Here is a 13,060-nt window from a genome sequence, read left to right as displayed (position 1 = left end):
GGATGCTCGAACCGCATTCACAGCCTACGCTTTGGAGTATTCCAGCCAGCACCGCCGTGGTCGTTCTCCCACTCCCTGTACGAGGAGACGAACCATGTCTGTCACACCCATGCCCTCGGCCGCGGTCGAGGTTCATGACCTGGTGAAAACCTATCCCGGTGGCCGCCGCAAACCCGATGTGCGGGCCCTGGACGGCCTGAGTTTCAGCATTGCCGCGGGCACCGTCTACGGCATGCTCGGGCCCAATGGCGCGGGCAAGTCCACCACGACCAAGATCTGCACCACCTTGTCGCGGGCCGATTCCGGCACCGCGCGGGTGGCCGGATTCGACGTCACCACCGATGCGGCCGCCATCCGGCATCGCATCGGCTACGTCTCGCAGGGGTCCGGTGCGGATCCCCGGCAGACGCCCTTCGAGAATCTGGTCATGGCGGCTCGCCTGCACGGGATGTCCCGGCACGACGCGGTGCTGCGCGCGGATGGGCTGCTGGATCAGTTCCAGCTCACCGATGCGCGAAATCGCAAGGTGGCCAAGCTGTCCGGTGGCATGCGGCGCAAGCTCGATGTCGCCGTCGGGTTGGTGCACACGCCGCAGGTGCTGTTCCTGGACGAGCCCACGACCGGCCTGGACCCCCAGGCCCGCGCCGAAATGTGGTCGGAGATCCGGCGATTGGCCGCCGAGGCGGCCCTGACCGTCGTGCTCACCACCCACTATTTGGAGGAGGCCGACGAGCTGGCCGACCGGCTGGTCATCATCGACCACGGCCGGACCGTCATCGAAGGTACACCGGCGCAACTGAAGTCGACACTCGACGGCGATACCCTTACCGTCGAGCTCATCGAACCCGATGTGGCCGCCGTGCGCGCGGTCGGCGCATCCATTCCGGCGCTGCGCGACATCATCGTCGAGCAGGACGGCCCCAAGGGCAAGCTCATTGCCCGCACCGACGACGCGTCCGGCGTGGTCGGCAAGGTCATCGCCGAATTCGACGCCGCCGCAATCAGTTTCGGCGCGGTATCCATCTCCCGCCCCTCCCTGGACGACGTGTACCTGCACTACGCGGGCCGCTCGTACCGGGCCGACAACGACCGCGATCGAGTGGAGGTGGCGGCATGACCGCGATCACGACCTACGACCTGCCTCGCGAAACCCCGTCGGCCGGTTGGCTGGTCGCCGCCGGGCAGATCTACCGCCGCTTTGCGGTCAACAATGTGCGCGAGGCGTGGGGCATCGGCGTCGGCCTGCTGCAGCCGGTGGTGTGGATCCTGTTGTTCGGCCAGGTCTTCAAATCGGTGGGCAGCATCCCCGGCTTCGGGTCCGGTAGCTACATCACCTTCCTGTCTCCCGGAATCCTGATGATGACCGTGCTGTATTCCGGGGTGTGGGCCGGGACCAGCTACATCGAGGACATCGACAACGGTGTCATGAATCAGACACTGACCGCACCGATTTCGCGCAGTGCGGTGGTGGCGGGGCAACTGGGGGTCCAACTCACCCTCGGCCTGATTCAATCGGCCTTGGTCCTGATCATCGGCTACCTGGGCGGTGCCCGCTACCCGGGCGGTGTCACCGGGGTACTGCTGGCCCTGGCCGCCGCCACCCTGCTGGCCATCATCTTCTGCGCCGGGTCGGTGGCGATCGCCCTCACCACCCGCAGCCAGATCGCCCTGATCGGCCTGTCGCAGATGATCATCCTCCCGGCGACGTTCCTCTCCTCGGGCATGATGGCCCCCAACCTCATGCCCGGCTGGGTCCAAACCATCTCGAAGTACAACCCGGTCTCCTGGGCCGTCGACATCGGCCGCAGCGGCCTGGCCGGAAACACCGACTGGGCCTTCACCTCCGAACACCTCGGCTACCTCGGAGTGCTTGCCGCACTGGCCTTCTGGTGGGCGGTCTCCGCCTTCCGCGGCTACCAGCGCACCCAGTAGTCGATCCCCCAAAAGTCCGGCCCGAGTGGCATTTTCGCCACCCGGGCCGGACCGGCATTCAAGATCAGGGAGCTCTCACCGCGGTGATTTGTCCGAATCACCGCGAGGGGAGCTCCCTGATCTTGGTCAGCTCACTGGTCGAAGAGCTTCAGATACTTTGTCTGGCCGAACATTTCGGCGGCGTCGCGGGCCGACGGGCTGCCCGCGTTGGGGTCCGCGCCCGCGGCGAGGAGGGCTTGGACGATCTCGTCGGAGCCCTTGAAGACCGCGCCGGACAGTGGGGTCTGGCCCTTGTCGTTGCCGAAGTTGGGGTCGGCCTTGCGTTCCAGCAGGGTGTTCACGGCTTCGGGGTGGGAGTAGTAGGCGGCCAGCATGAGCAGGGTGTCGCCATTGTCGTTGGTGAGGTTCACCGGCACCCCGGCGTCCAGATAGGCGGCCAGGGTGGCGGCGTCGCCGGTGCGGGCAAGGTCGAAGATCTTGCTCGCCAGTTCGAGCACTTCCGGGTCCAGATCGTTGGGTTCCACCAGGCCACTCTATCGAGCCCGACCGCCCTGGCCGACCCACCTTTTCGTATATCCCTCGGCAGCGGAGTGACCCGCCATTCCGGTGCGCTCATGGCCCGGATACATCTGACGGTCGGGCAGCGTTCCGGCTGAATGGGGACGCGGCGGGCGCGTTCAGGAAGTGATGATGAGCAGTTCGGTGGGGGAGGCGATCTCGGTGCGCAGGCCGGACTTCTCGGCGATGCGGGCCAGCCCGTCGATATCGGAGGGTTCGGAGCGCGACAGCACCAGTGCCCGCGCCAGCAGCCCCTTGTGGTGTTTGTTGAAGTGGCTCACCACGGTTCGCTTGCCATCGGGGCGCTCGGTGAGCACGGTCGCGGTCACGGCACCCGGCACGCGGCCCAGATTCATGTAGGTGCCCGAGCGCAGATCCACGACGAGTTGGCCCGCGGCCTCCGCGCGCAGGGCGTCGGGGAGCACCGGCTTCCACAGGGACTGCAGGGTCGGCAGGCCGGGGAGTTTGGAGCCGCCCGAGAGGCGGTAGGCGGGAATCGGATCGCCCGCCCGGATCACGCCGAACAGCGCCGACCCGATGCCCAAGCGCGCTTCGGCCTTGGCGCGCTGCGCCTTCGTGAACCCGGGCGCGTCGAGCGCGTCGTAGAGCACACCCGTGTACCGGTCCAGCGCCGGGCGTGTCGCCGAGGTGCGCAGCGCGGCATTCCGCGCGATTTCCGCGTCAGCCCCCTTGCCCAGTCCGAGCGCGGTGCGCGAGGCGTCCGCGTCGGCGGCCAACTCGATCACCTGCGTGACGAGTTTGTCGCGCACCGCCGTGAGCTGCGGCATCGCGAGGGAATCCAGGTCCAGGGGACCGCCCGAACCACCGTCGGACTTGGTTTCTGAGGGAGGCAGCAGCACCAGCACGAGCCAACACGGTAATGCCTTCGCGGCATCGCATGAGCAGCGGCTACTGTGTTGAGCCGTGATCACCCGCCTCTCCCACCTGTTCCTGCGTACCCTGCGTGACGATCCCGCCGACGCCGAGGTGCCCAGCCACAAGCTGCTGGTGCGCGCCGGATACGTGCGTCGCATCGCGCCCGGCGTCTACTCGTGGCTGCCGCTCGGCCTGCGCACGCTGCGCAAGGTCGAGGATGTGGTGCGCTCGGAGATGAACGCCATCGGCGCTCAGGAGATCTCGCTCCCGGCCCTGCTGCCGCGCGAGCCCTACGAGACCACCAACCGCTGGACCGAATACGGCGACGGCCTGTTCCGCCTGAAGGACCGCAAGGGTCAGGACTACCTGCTCGGCCCCACCCACGAGGAGCTGTTCGCTCTCACCGTGAAGGGCGAGTACAGCTCCTACAAGGACCTGCCCGTCACGCTGTACCAGATCCAGACCAAGTACCGCGACGAAGGCCGCCCCCGCGCGGGCATCCTGCGCGGTCGCGAGTTCATCATGAAGGACTCGTACTCGTTCGACCTCGACGAAGACGGTCTGAAGAACAGCTACAGCGCCCACCGCGAGGCCTACCAGAAGATCTTCGACCGCCTCGGCGTGAAGTACGTGATCGTCGCCGCCACCTCGGGCGCGATGGGTGGTTCGGCCTCGGAGGAGTTCCTGGCCGACAGCCCGGTCGGCGAGGACACCTACGTCATCTGCCGCGAATCCGGTTATGCCGCGAACGTGGAGGCCGTGGTCACCGCCGCCCCGCCGGAGATCCCTCTCGAGGGCCAGGCCGAGGCCGTCGTCCACGACACCCCCAACACGCCGACCATCGACACCCTGGTCGCCTGGGCCAATGCCGAGAACGTGCTGGGCCGTGAGGTCACCGCCGCCGACACCCTCAAGAACATCCTGGTCAAGCTGGTCTACCCGGAAGGCAAGACCGAGATCCTGGGCGTCGGCATCCCCGGCGACCGCGAGGTCGACGAGAAGCGCCTCGAGGCGTCGGTCGAGCCCGCCGCCGTCGAACTCCTCGACGAGGCCGACTTCAAGGCCAACCCCTTCCTGGTGAAGGGCTACATCGGCCCGAAGGCCCTGCAGGCCAACGGCGTTCGCTACCTGGTCGACCCCCGCGTGGTCTCGGGCACGTCCTGGATCACCGGCGCGGACGAGCCCGGCAAGCACTATGTCGGCCTGGTCGCCGGTCGTGACTTCACCCCCGACGGCACCATCGAGGCCGCCGAGGTCCGCGACGGCGATCCTTCGCCCGACGGCCGCGGCGTGCTCGAGGCGGCGCGAGGCATCGAGATCGGCCACATCTTCCAGCTCGGCCAGAAGTACACCGACGCCTTCGAGGTCGACGTGCTGGGCGAGAACGGCAAGCCGGTCCGCCTCACCATGGGCTCCTACGGCATCGGCGTCTCCCGCATGGTCGCGGTGCTGGCCGAGCAGATGCACGACGACAAGGGCCTGCGCTGGCCCCGCGAGGTCGCCCCCTTCGACGTCCACGTGGTCATCGCCAACAAGGACGAGGGTGCCCGCGCGGGCGCGGAACAGGTTGCCGCCGAACTCGATTCCCTCGGCTTCGAGGTGCTGTTGGACGACCGCACCGCCTCCCCCGGCGTCAAGTTCAAGGACGCCGAACTGTTGGGCATGCCCTACATCGTCGTCGTAGGCCGAGGCTGGGCCGAAGGCAAGATCGAACTCCGCGACCGCTTCGCCGGAACCGCCGAGGAACTCCCCGCCGACACCGCCGTAGCAACAGTCGCCGCCAAGATCCGCGGCTGACCCTTCTCGCGAAACCACAGGTGGCGCATCACCTTCTAAGGTGATGCGCCACCTGTGCGCTTGCGTGGGTTATGCGCGGTCCGTTCGATCGGGGGCATGATGATCGGTATGAAGAAAAGTCTTGTGCGTCTCGGGAACTGGCTACGCGGTCTCATGAGCGACAGAAACACCGGCCTGAGCACCTACACCTCGGTCTCGCAACGCCGCCCAGATGGCTCCACCGGCCCCATCATCGCCCCCCAAACCCGCCGCTGACGGACTCGCCCTCCCGCCAAATGTTCCAGCCGCCACTGGGTCTGCGAACCATCTCCACAACGGCGCTGGCGTAGCACTGCTCGGCCGCGCAGTCGTCCGCGCACTTGCGATGCCGGTCCAGTCCACTCTTGGCCTCGGCGAGTGTCGCGGGCCGCCGATGCGGTGGCCGATGTCGGTCACGGATCGCACGACCCACAGCCCACCTCCCGCCAGCCCGTGGGAAACGGAATAACCTTCGCCGACAAGGTTTTCTCGGCATCGGTCTTGATGATCTGCCCCGCCGCCATCTTGCGCTCGCACAGCGCGGTCAAGCAATCATGATGCAACACAATCGATTCCATTGCCTCGGCGCAACTCATCGCCGGTTCACCATCGCCCACATCGCAACTCTCGAGGCGTTCGTACATATCCACGGAAATTCACCTCCGATGCCTGCCCACTCGCCGTCTGAACCGATCGGTATTTCTAAGTTCTTCGGTCAGGAAGGCGATGGCGGCGATCATTCCAACCGCATTCAAGCACGCCAAAGTCCAGGCATCCCAAGGCATTACGACTCCCGAATTTGCCGGTTGCTATCTGTCGATCTCTAGTCTTGGCGATTGCGTTCTCTGAGTTCAGAATTCGAGTTCGGACCACGGTATGTGGATCGGGAAGGGGTGGTCGAAGGCGATGCCGTCGTGGACCTCGCCGAGCCACTCACCGGCTGTCACGTAGTTCGCGGGGTGTAGCGGGGCCACTCCGTCGGGCAGGCTCCCGTGCCCAGTCTCGAGCGCGAACGCCCGAACTCGCGCGATGCGGCGGGGATTGCGCCCCAAGGTGACCTCCCAATACCACGGGATGCCGCCACCCGCGTACTTCGCCTTCTTGGCCTCGATGTCCTGTTCGGAGTTGGATGGCGAGAGCACTTCACCGGCGATCAGGACATCGGACGAATGGATGTTCTGGTACTCGTGCTCGAGACATCGGTAGACGAGGAAGTCCGGTGTCACGAAGTCGGACTTGCTGGCGGCGTCGAAGAACACGTTCGTCTCGACGGCTGTCCGCCAGCAGCGGTCCGGCTCACCCGACATGTCATCGCGAGCGCAACGGCGCAAGGAGTTCCGGAATTCCACGGAGTACTCCTGATGTTCGGGCGGACCTTTTCGGACCCAAACCACCCGCCCCTCCCACAGTTCGATCTCCCCGGCGATCTCGTCGGGCAGCTGTTCGAGTTCCTCCCAGGTCATGTATTCCGGCAGGTCAGGTCGCTCGACGGGCGGAGTCGGCATACCGGTCATGGTACCGGGGTTGCTCCGGGATTCGTCCCATCGCTCGCAGCTCATCGGTGTTCCCCCTGGGATGTCGTCAGATGCGCTCCGACTAGTTCGGATCCGGACCCCTTCCTGGACTTCTCGGGAGTGCGTTCTTTTCTCGGTTCAGAATTTGCCCGAAAGTAACGCGCGGGAACTGGGCGCGATGTTTCTGGCAACACCTATTCAGGAGGTCGAAATGCTCTCTGCTAAGCGGCTTGCTGCGGGCGCTGTTGTTGTCGCCGCTACCACGGGCGCCATGCTGGTTGGTGGCGGCGTCGCTCACGCCGATGATGTGCCGGTGTGGCAGGCCAACTGCCATGTGTACAACATTTTCAACACCGGCGGGATGTCCACCTGTGAACTGCCGACCTGGCATCAGGTGAAACTCACCTGTATCGCCTGGCCGATCCCGTTCACCTACTGGAAGTACGGACCCATCCAGTATGGCCAGAACCAATCCTGGGCCAGCTGTGACTCCTTCAACGCCTTGGTGAATGTGGAAGTGATCCAGGCGTATCCGTGAGGGGCGTGAGCACTCTCGTCGCGGGGTGTGATGGGCCGATCCCTGCACAATCCTGCGTTTGACGACAGTTTCCTGTCGAATTCGCTGTGATAGTGTAGGTTTCGGCCCATTTCCCCACCCTTCAACCGATCGGCGGGCCAAGCAAATCCCATCGGTTCCCAGCGATATCGAGGAACACGGCGACCTCGCAATACGAATCGATCCTGGGTTCGGTCACGAATTCGACTCCCGCATCGACCATTCGGCGGTAGGCGCTCGCGAAGTCGTTGACGCGCAGGAAGAACCCGACACGCCCGGCCACCTGATCCCCAATCGCGTTGCGCTGCCGCTCGCCGTCCGCGCGAGCGAGCAGGATCCCCGTTGAGCCTTCGGGCGGCCGCACCACCACCCAGCGTTTGGGTCGCCCGTCATTGGTGAACGAGGGCGAGTCCTCGACCAGGTCGAATCCCAGGGTGTCGACAAAGAATTCGATGGCAGCGTCGTACTCCTCGACGATGAGGGTGATCAGCTCCAGCCGCACCACCTGAGCGTACCGATACCCGGGCGACAATCCGCCAATGTCGTTGTGCCGGTGAACGCCCTACGATCGTGCGCGTGGCTGCCCTGGCAACCGCTGGACTCCGTCGGCTGAACTGGGCGGAATCAGGGCCGCGGTGCGCGGTGTTGAGTCGTGGAGTAGGGGAGGGCCGACCGCTCGAAGTTAGGGAATTATGGCCGACGAATTGACGATCATGGCTGTCCACGCCCATCCGGACGACGAGGTCCTCGGCACCGGCGGGATGTTCGCCAAGTACGCCGCCGAAGGCATTCGAACCGTCCTGGTGACCTGCACCAATGGCGAGCAGGGCGATGCGCCGGGCGGGATCAAGCCCGGTGAGCCGGGGCACGATCCGAGTGTGGTGCGGGCGCTGCGCCTGGCCGAACTGAAGGAATCGGCGGCGGTGCTGGGCATCGAGCACGTCGAGCTGCTGGGCTACCGCGACTCCGGAATGATCGGGTGGGATGCCAATCAGGACCCGGAAGCATTCTGGAACACACCCGTCGAGCAGGCCGCCGAGCGGCTGGCCGAGCTGCTGCGCCAGTACCGGCCGCACGTGGTCGTCACCTACGACGAGAACGGCAACTACGGCCACCCCGACCACATCCAGGCCAACCGCATCACCTTGGCCGCCGCCGCGGCCACCGAAATCCCGGACAAGCTCTACTACGCCGTGATTCCGCGCGAACGCTCCCTCGAGATGTTCAAAACCCTACGGGCACAAGGACTCATCGACTTCGAACCGCCGGAGGACTTCGGCACGCCGGAGGAGCAGATCACCACGCTCCTCGACGTCGCCCCCTTCGCCCAACGCAAATTCGAGGCGCTCCAGGCACACGCCAGCCAGGGCGACAGCGTGCCGTTCCTCCGGATGCCCGCCGAAATCCGCAACGCGATGTTCGCGACCGAGACCTACGTGCGCCACTACAACCGGATAACCTCCGCCCCCGCCCAGGAAACCGACCTCTTCGCGGGCCTGCGCTGACCCCAGCGCCGACACGATAGGTTTCCCAGGCGGCTGCTGATCAGGTGCTCGACAGGGTTCGCACGAGGGCGTCGAGGGCGGGCGGGTAGGCGGCGTCGGTTGGTGAGCCGAAGCCGACGACTATGCCTTGTCGCGCGTGTTTTTCGGGGGCGATGAACATGCCCGAGAGGCCGTCGATTGCCAATCCGTAAGCGGTTGCGCGGGAAAGGACTTCGGCCTCGGTGAGTCCGGCGGGTTCGAGGCGGATGAGGGCGTGTAGTCCGGCGGAGATGCCGCTGAGCGCGAAACCGGTGAGGGGGCGGCCCGCGCGCGGTTTGAGGCGGTCGGCGAGGAGGTCTCGGCGTCGGCGGTAGCGCAGGCGGCACGAGCGAATGTGGCGGTCGTAGGCGTGGGAGGTGATCATCTCGGCCAGGGTCAGCTGTCCGAGGGTCTCGGAGTGATTGTCGGCGAGCCGCTTGGCGTCGGTGGCCGGGCCGACCAGGCGCGGTGGGAGCACCATCCAGCCCAGCCGGAGGCCGGGGCCGAGCGTCTTGGACGCGCTGCCCAGATACACGACATGGTCGGGGGCGAGGCCCTGGATCGCGCCGACCGGCTGGCGGTCGTAGCGGAACTCGCCGTCGTAGTCGTCCTCGATGACCAGGTGCCCGGCCCGGGCCCAGGCGGCTAGGTCCTTACGCCGCGACGGGCTCAGTGTCGAGCCGATCGGGAATTGGTGGCTCGGGGTGACCACAGCGGCACCGACGCCGTCGAATGCGTGCGTGGTCAGCAGCTCGACCCGTGCGCCGTCGTCATCCACCGGCAGCGTGACAACCGTTGGGCCGGTTGCCTTTACGGCCTCGTGGAACTGTCGAATGTAGGGGTCCTCCATCGCCATCACGGGCGTACTCGACGCGGCCTGCACCGTGCCGAGCAGACTCAACGCCTGCTGCACACCGGTGGTGATGACGATCCGGTCCGGGATGGCCAGCACACCGCGAGTGCGGCCCAGGTATTCCACCAGCGCGGAACGCAATTCGATCCGGCCGCGCGGATCGCCATATCCGAAGGCGTCACTGGGCGCACGGCCGAGGGCTTGGCGGGAGGCGCGCAGCCAGGCCGAGACCGGGAACCGGCTCAGGTCCGGGGTGCCCGGTCGCAAGTTATGACGCAGTGCCACAGCAGGTTTCGGGCTCTGCACCGTCGTGGTCGGCGTGCTCACCGTATCCGCGACGCGAGTCCCGGACCCCTGCTGCGCCACCAGATGCCCCTCGGCGATCAACTGGTCGTACGCGGCGCTGACCGTCCCGCGCGAGAGCCCGAGCTCCGCCGCGAGGGTCCGCGTCGAGGGCAGCCGCGTCCCCGCGCCGAGCCGCCCATCGCGAATCGCCTCCCGCAGCGCATGCTCCAAACCATTGCGCCGACCAGCGCCGGAGTGGACCGGCAGATGCAGGTCGATGTCCAAAGTGGACCAATAATCAGACATGTAATTGGCTCCTAAAGTAAGGCCATTATGTCGTTACGGTCGAAGCATGACAACGAACACCGAAGCCTACGTACTGCCCACCACCCGCCTGGCCATCGACGACCTGAGCCCGGAAATCGCCCGCGCCATGAACGGCCTCGAGCGCGCCGCCCAGCACACCACCCTCGAAGCGCCCCTGCGTGAACTGGTCAAACTGCGCGTCGCCCAGATCAACGGCTGCGTCTACTGCGTCGACATGCACTCCCGCGACGCGGTGGCGGGCGGCGAAACCTGGCGCCGCATCAGCCTCCTCCCCGTCTGGCGCGAATCCCCCTTCTTCACCCCGCGCGAACGCGCCGCCTTCGCCCTCGCCGAATCCATGACCCGACTCGCCGACAGCGAAGTCCCCGACCAGATCTGGACCGAGGCCGCCGCTCACTTCGAGGAGAAGGAACTCTCCGACCTGGTCTGGCACATCGCCATCATCAACACCTGGACCCGCCTCGGTGCCACCGCCCGCCCCTGGACCCTCTCGGGCGACGCAAACTCCTAACCCCTTCCACCCCAAAGGATCCCGCCATGACCACCGTCGTCATCACCTACTGCAAGCCCTGCGGCTACCTCAAACGCGCCCAGGCCGCCGCAACCGCCCTCGAGGCCGAACTCGGCATCACCCCCGAACTGGTCGCGGGTGGCGGCGGAGTCTTCCGAGTGGCCGTAGACGGCACCGTCGTCGCGGCAAAGTCTCGCCAGGGCTTTCCGGGGCCGGACGAAATCGTCCGCGCTGTCTCCGAATCCATTACTTCGAAATCGATCGCCTAGAGACTCGCCACCGTGCCGCACCCGGTAATCGCCGGATGCGGCACGGATCCTTACTCGGCATGGTGGCGGGCGGTGTATTCGAGGGTGGCGAAGACGAAGACGACCAGTGCACCAATGGCCAGGAACGCTCGGCCCCAGATGGTCAGGGGAAGCAGGTCGATGTCGGCCAGGGCGATCATCCCCACTCCGGAGAGAGCGTTGACTGACGCGACGCCGGTTGCGAGGGGTGCGGGGATGGTCGGTCGGGTGGCGATCAACGCCAAAGCGGCTGCGCCACCGAGCATGCCGAGTCCGAAGAGCATCGAAACCGCGGTGGGGATGCCCAGCGGATCGCGGAGCAGGGGAGCGGTGGTCAGGAGGGTTAGGCCGAAAATGCCTGTGCTCCAGGCGTCCAGGCGAAGGGCGGGGCGTAGGGCGAGCAGGGGGCGGCGGGTGAGGGTGGTCATTCGAAACTCCTTGTCGGCGTGGGCCACCGGGTGGGGCCGCTGATGTCGACAGTGCCGAATGGAGGTCATGGACTCAATGACCTCGGAGGTTATGGGAACGCCGACTCGGCGTCGATATGCTGCGGGGATGACCTCGATGACGCCACGGGTGGGACTGCTGCTGCGGGAATGGCGGCAGCGGCGGCGGTTCAGTCAGCTGGACCTGGCATTGGCCGCCGATACCTCGGCGCGGCACGTGTCGTATGTGGAGACGGGGCGCTCGCGGCCGAGCCGGGCCATGGTGCTGCGGCTGTGCGAGGTGTTGGAAGTGCCGCTGCGGGAACGCAATACGGTGCTGCTGGCGGGTGGATACGCGCCCGAGTATCGGGAGAGCGGGCTCGACGGGGCCGAGCTCGCGGCGGTGCGGGAGGCGCTGGACGCGATCCTGGCCGCGCACGAGCCGTATCCGGCGGTGGTGGTGGATCTGCACTGGAACGTGGTCATCGGCAACAAGGCGATGGCGGTATTGATGGCCGGGATTCCGGAGCATCTCCTCACCCCCGAGATGAACGTCTACCGGCTGGTTCTGCATCCGGAGGGGCTCATCCGGCACCTCGACAATGCGCACCAGATCCGAGATCTGTTCCTGGAGCGGCTGACTCGTCAGGTGAGCGCGACCGGCGATGAGCGGCTCCGCGAGCTGCTCGCGGAGACCTCCGCCTACCCGCCGCCGCCCGAGCCCGATCCGCGGCCGGTCGAACCCGGCCCCTTCGCGGTGCCCATGCGCATTCGCACCCCGATGGGCGTGCTGTCGATGTTCAGCACCATGGCCACCTTCGGCGCGCCCGCCGACGTCACGCTGTCCGAGCTGGCCATCGAATTGTTCTACCCCCTCGACGAATTCACGGCTACGGCACTGCGGGGTGTCGCAGTGCCATAGCCGTGATCGGGTGCGGTCAGCCAGCGGTGATCCGCCCGTATTGCACGAGCGCCCAGCCGAGCACGCCGAGCGCGGCCGTATTGACCAGGCCACGGACGACATTCCAAGCCACCCAAGGGGTTTCGAAGTCGTGACGCAGGCCCGCGTAATCGATGGGTGCGGTGGCGGTGTCGGCGGTGGCGAGGTGATTGTTCAAGGGGATATTGAAGATTCCGCTGATGGCCAGGCTCAGGATATTGAGCACGACGGCCGCGATGACCCACAGCAGGATCGGCCGGTAGTCGGCGCGGAAGAAGAACAGGGCCGCGATGATCGAGAAGACGACCGAGCCGAGAAAGCTGAGCATGAAGATCGGGTTCACGATCACGACATTGATCTTGTTGAAGACCTCGACGAACGTCTTGTCGTCGAGCCGGTGAAACGCGAGCATGACCGACGTCGCGTAGGCGTAGTAGGTGCCCGCCAGTAGCGCGGTGGAGATCAGGGCGACCAGTAGTGCGATGACGCCGGGCATGGTGACCAGGGAGTGGCGGGGTCCGGCGGCGGTGGATGTTGTCGTCATGGCGGTTCTCTCTGACCGAGTTTGTATGACAGACAAACTATAGAAGACAAAGTATGTCGTTGTATAGTATGAATCCGCCGGTACGACAATGGAGAGAAGCCTGGAGGGCACAGG

General features: G+C 66.0%; 16 protein-coding genes. 8 read left to right on the top strand and 8 right to left on the bottom strand.

What is annotated here, in order from left to right:
* The first annotated feature begins 94 nt into the window (after nucleotides 1–94).
* Nucleotides 95–1,117 (top strand): ABC transporter ATP-binding protein, encoded by a 1,023-nt coding sequence (locus VMT40_RS09705; protein WP_326357649.1) that lies wholly within the window; start codon nucleotides 95–97, stop codon nucleotides 1,115–1,117.
* Nucleotides 1,114–1,932 carry an ABC transporter permease gene (locus VMT40_RS09700; protein WP_326357648.1) on the top strand — a complete coding sequence of 273 codons (819 nt, stop codon included), beginning with the start codon at nucleotides 1,114–1,116 and terminating at the stop codon, nucleotides 1,930–1,932. Before VMT40_RS09705 ends, VMT40_RS09700 begins: the two co-directional genes overlap by 4 nt.
* Before the next feature lie 131 nt (nucleotides 1,933–2,063).
* Here VMT40_RS09700 and VMT40_RS09695 read toward each other — a convergent pair whose 3' ends face one another.
* Nucleotides 2,064–2,456 carry an ankyrin repeat domain-containing protein gene (locus VMT40_RS09695; protein WP_326357647.1) on the bottom strand — a complete coding sequence of 131 codons (393 nt, stop codon included), beginning with the start codon at nucleotides 2,454–2,456 and terminating at the stop codon, nucleotides 2,064–2,066.
* A 153-nt stretch (nucleotides 2,457–2,609) separates the two neighbouring features.
* Nucleotides 2,610–3,356 (bottom strand): peroxide stress protein YaaA, encoded by a 747-nt coding sequence (gene yaaA, locus VMT40_RS09690; protein WP_326357646.1) that lies wholly within the window; start codon nucleotides 3,354–3,356, stop codon nucleotides 2,610–2,612.
* Between the two features lie 58 nt (nucleotides 3,357–3,414).
* On the opposite strand from yaaA, the gene VMT40_RS09685 reads away from it, so the two are divergent.
* The gene (locus tag VMT40_RS09685) at nucleotides 3,415–5,163 is read left to right on the top strand and encodes a proline--tRNA ligase (protein ID WP_326357645.1); all 1,749 of its coding nucleotides are present in this window, start codon (nucleotides 3,415–3,417) and stop codon (nucleotides 5,161–5,163) included.
* A gap of 431 nt (nucleotides 5,164–5,594) precedes the next feature.
* Here the strand turns inward: VMT40_RS09685 and VMT40_RS09680 are convergent, their stop codons facing one another.
* Nucleotides 5,595–5,831, bottom strand: coding sequence for a hypothetical protein (locus tag VMT40_RS09680; protein WP_326357644.1), 237 nt, complete (start codon nucleotides 5,829–5,831; stop codon nucleotides 5,595–5,597).
* Between the two features lie 201 nt (nucleotides 5,832–6,032).
* Nucleotides 6,033–6,686, bottom strand: coding sequence for a Uma2 family endonuclease (locus VMT40_RS09675; RefSeq protein WP_326357643.1), 654 nt, complete (start codon nucleotides 6,684–6,686; stop codon nucleotides 6,033–6,035).
* A gap of 154 nt (nucleotides 6,687–6,840) precedes the next feature.
* Here VMT40_RS09675 and VMT40_RS09670 point away from each other — a divergent pair, with 154 nt between their 5' ends.
* Complete coding sequence (locus VMT40_RS09670) at nucleotides 6,841–7,233, top strand: hypothetical protein (RefSeq protein WP_326357642.1); 393 nt, start codon at nucleotides 6,841–6,843, stop codon at nucleotides 7,231–7,233.
* A 121-nt stretch (nucleotides 7,234–7,354) separates the two neighbouring features.
* Here VMT40_RS09670 and VMT40_RS09665 read toward each other — a convergent pair whose 3' ends face one another.
* Nucleotides 7,355–7,753, bottom strand: coding sequence for a VOC family protein (locus tag VMT40_RS09665; RefSeq protein ID WP_326357641.1), 399 nt, complete (start codon nucleotides 7,751–7,753; stop codon nucleotides 7,355–7,357).
* A 190-nt stretch (nucleotides 7,754–7,943) separates the two neighbouring features.
* Between VMT40_RS09665 and VMT40_RS09660 the strand changes: the two genes are divergently transcribed.
* Nucleotides 7,944–8,756, top strand: coding sequence for a PIG-L family deacetylase (locus VMT40_RS09660; protein WP_326357640.1), 813 nt, complete (start codon nucleotides 7,944–7,946; stop codon nucleotides 8,754–8,756).
* 40 nt (nucleotides 8,757–8,796) lie between these two features.
* Here VMT40_RS09660 and pdxR read toward each other — a convergent pair whose 3' ends face one another.
* Complete coding sequence (gene pdxR, locus VMT40_RS09655; protein WP_326357639.1) at nucleotides 8,797–10,218, bottom strand: MocR-like pyridoxine biosynthesis transcription factor PdxR; 1,422 nt, start codon at nucleotides 10,216–10,218, stop codon at nucleotides 8,797–8,799.
* 46 nt (nucleotides 10,219–10,264) lie between these two features.
* On the opposite strand from pdxR, the gene VMT40_RS09650 reads away from it, so the two are divergent.
* Both VMT40_RS09650 and VMT40_RS09645 read left to right on the top strand, forming a co-directional pair.
* Nucleotides 10,265–10,750: a carboxymuconolactone decarboxylase family protein gene (locus tag VMT40_RS09650; RefSeq protein ID WP_326357638.1), complete on the top strand. Its 486-nt coding sequence runs from the start codon at nucleotides 10,265–10,267 to the stop codon at nucleotides 10,748–10,750.
* A 26-nt stretch (nucleotides 10,751–10,776) separates the two neighbouring features.
* Complete coding sequence (locus VMT40_RS09645) at nucleotides 10,777–11,019, top strand: Rdx family protein (protein ID WP_326357637.1); 243 nt, start codon at nucleotides 10,777–10,779, stop codon at nucleotides 11,017–11,019.
* Nucleotides 11,020–11,069: 50 nt separating this feature from the next.
* Here VMT40_RS09645 and VMT40_RS09640 read toward each other — a convergent pair whose 3' ends face one another.
* Entirely contained in the window at nucleotides 11,070–11,465 is a 396-nt protein-coding gene (locus tag VMT40_RS09640; protein ID WP_326357636.1) for a hypothetical protein, read from the bottom strand.
* Between the two features lie 127 nt (nucleotides 11,466–11,592).
* Between VMT40_RS09640 and VMT40_RS09635 the strand changes: the two genes are divergently transcribed.
* Nucleotides 11,593–12,384 carry a helix-turn-helix domain-containing protein gene (locus tag VMT40_RS09635; protein ID WP_326357635.1) on the top strand — a complete coding sequence of 264 codons (792 nt, stop codon included), beginning with the start codon at nucleotides 11,593–11,595 and terminating at the stop codon, nucleotides 12,382–12,384.
* A gap of 16 nt (nucleotides 12,385–12,400) precedes the next feature.
* Here VMT40_RS09635 and VMT40_RS09630 read toward each other — a convergent pair whose 3' ends face one another.
* Nucleotides 12,401–12,946 (bottom strand): anthrone oxygenase family protein, encoded by a 546-nt coding sequence (locus tag VMT40_RS09630; protein WP_326357634.1) that lies wholly within the window; start codon nucleotides 12,944–12,946, stop codon nucleotides 12,401–12,403.
* Between the last annotated feature and the right edge of the window lie 114 nt (nucleotides 12,947–13,060).

Origin of the sequence: Nocardia sp. CDC160 (assembly GCF_035818795.1) — a bacterium.
GTDB lineage: Bacteria > Actinomycetota > Actinomycetes > Mycobacteriales > Mycobacteriaceae > Nocardia.
Note: the sequence above shows the minus strand (reverse complement) of the source record. Positions and strands in the feature narration are given on the sequence as shown.

What these genes read in the sequence shown, in the direction of transcription:
- VMT40_RS09700 (WP_326357648.1), top strand. Translation starts at nt 1,114, where the DNA reads ATGACCGCGATCACGACCTACGACCTGCCTCGCGAAACCCCGTCGGCC.
- VMT40_RS09640 (WP_326357636.1), bottom strand. Translation starts at nt 11,465, where the DNA reads ATGACCACCCTCACCCGCCGCCCCCTGCTCGCCCTACGCCCCGCCCTT.
- VMT40_RS09645 (WP_326357637.1), top strand. Translation starts at nt 10,777, where the DNA reads ATGACCACCGTCGTCATCACCTACTGCAAGCCCTGCGGCTACCTCAAA.
- VMT40_RS09660 (WP_326357640.1), top strand. Translation starts at nt 7,944, where the DNA reads ATGGCCGACGAATTGACGATCATGGCTGTCCACGCCCATCCGGACGAC.
- VMT40_RS09675 (WP_326357643.1), bottom strand. Translation starts at nt 6,686, where the DNA reads ATGCCGACTCCGCCCGTCGAGCGACCTGACCTGCCGGAATACATGACC.
- VMT40_RS09635 (WP_326357635.1), top strand. Translation starts at nt 11,593, where the DNA reads ATGACCTCGATGACGCCACGGGTGGGACTGCTGCTGCGGGAATGGCGG.
- VMT40_RS09630 (WP_326357634.1), bottom strand. Translation starts at nt 12,946, where the DNA reads ATGACGACAACATCCACCGCCGCCGGACCCCGCCACTCCCTGGTCACC.
- VMT40_RS09705 (WP_326357649.1), top strand. Translation starts at nt 95, where the DNA reads ATGTCTGTCACACCCATGCCCTCGGCCGCGGTCGAGGTTCATGACCTG.
- pdxR (WP_326357639.1), bottom strand. Translation starts at nt 10,218, where the DNA reads ATGTCTGATTATTGGTCCACTTTGGACATCGACCTGCATCTGCCGGTC.
- VMT40_RS09650 (WP_326357638.1), top strand. Translation starts at nt 10,265, where the DNA reads ATGACAACGAACACCGAAGCCTACGTACTGCCCACCACCCGCCTGGCC.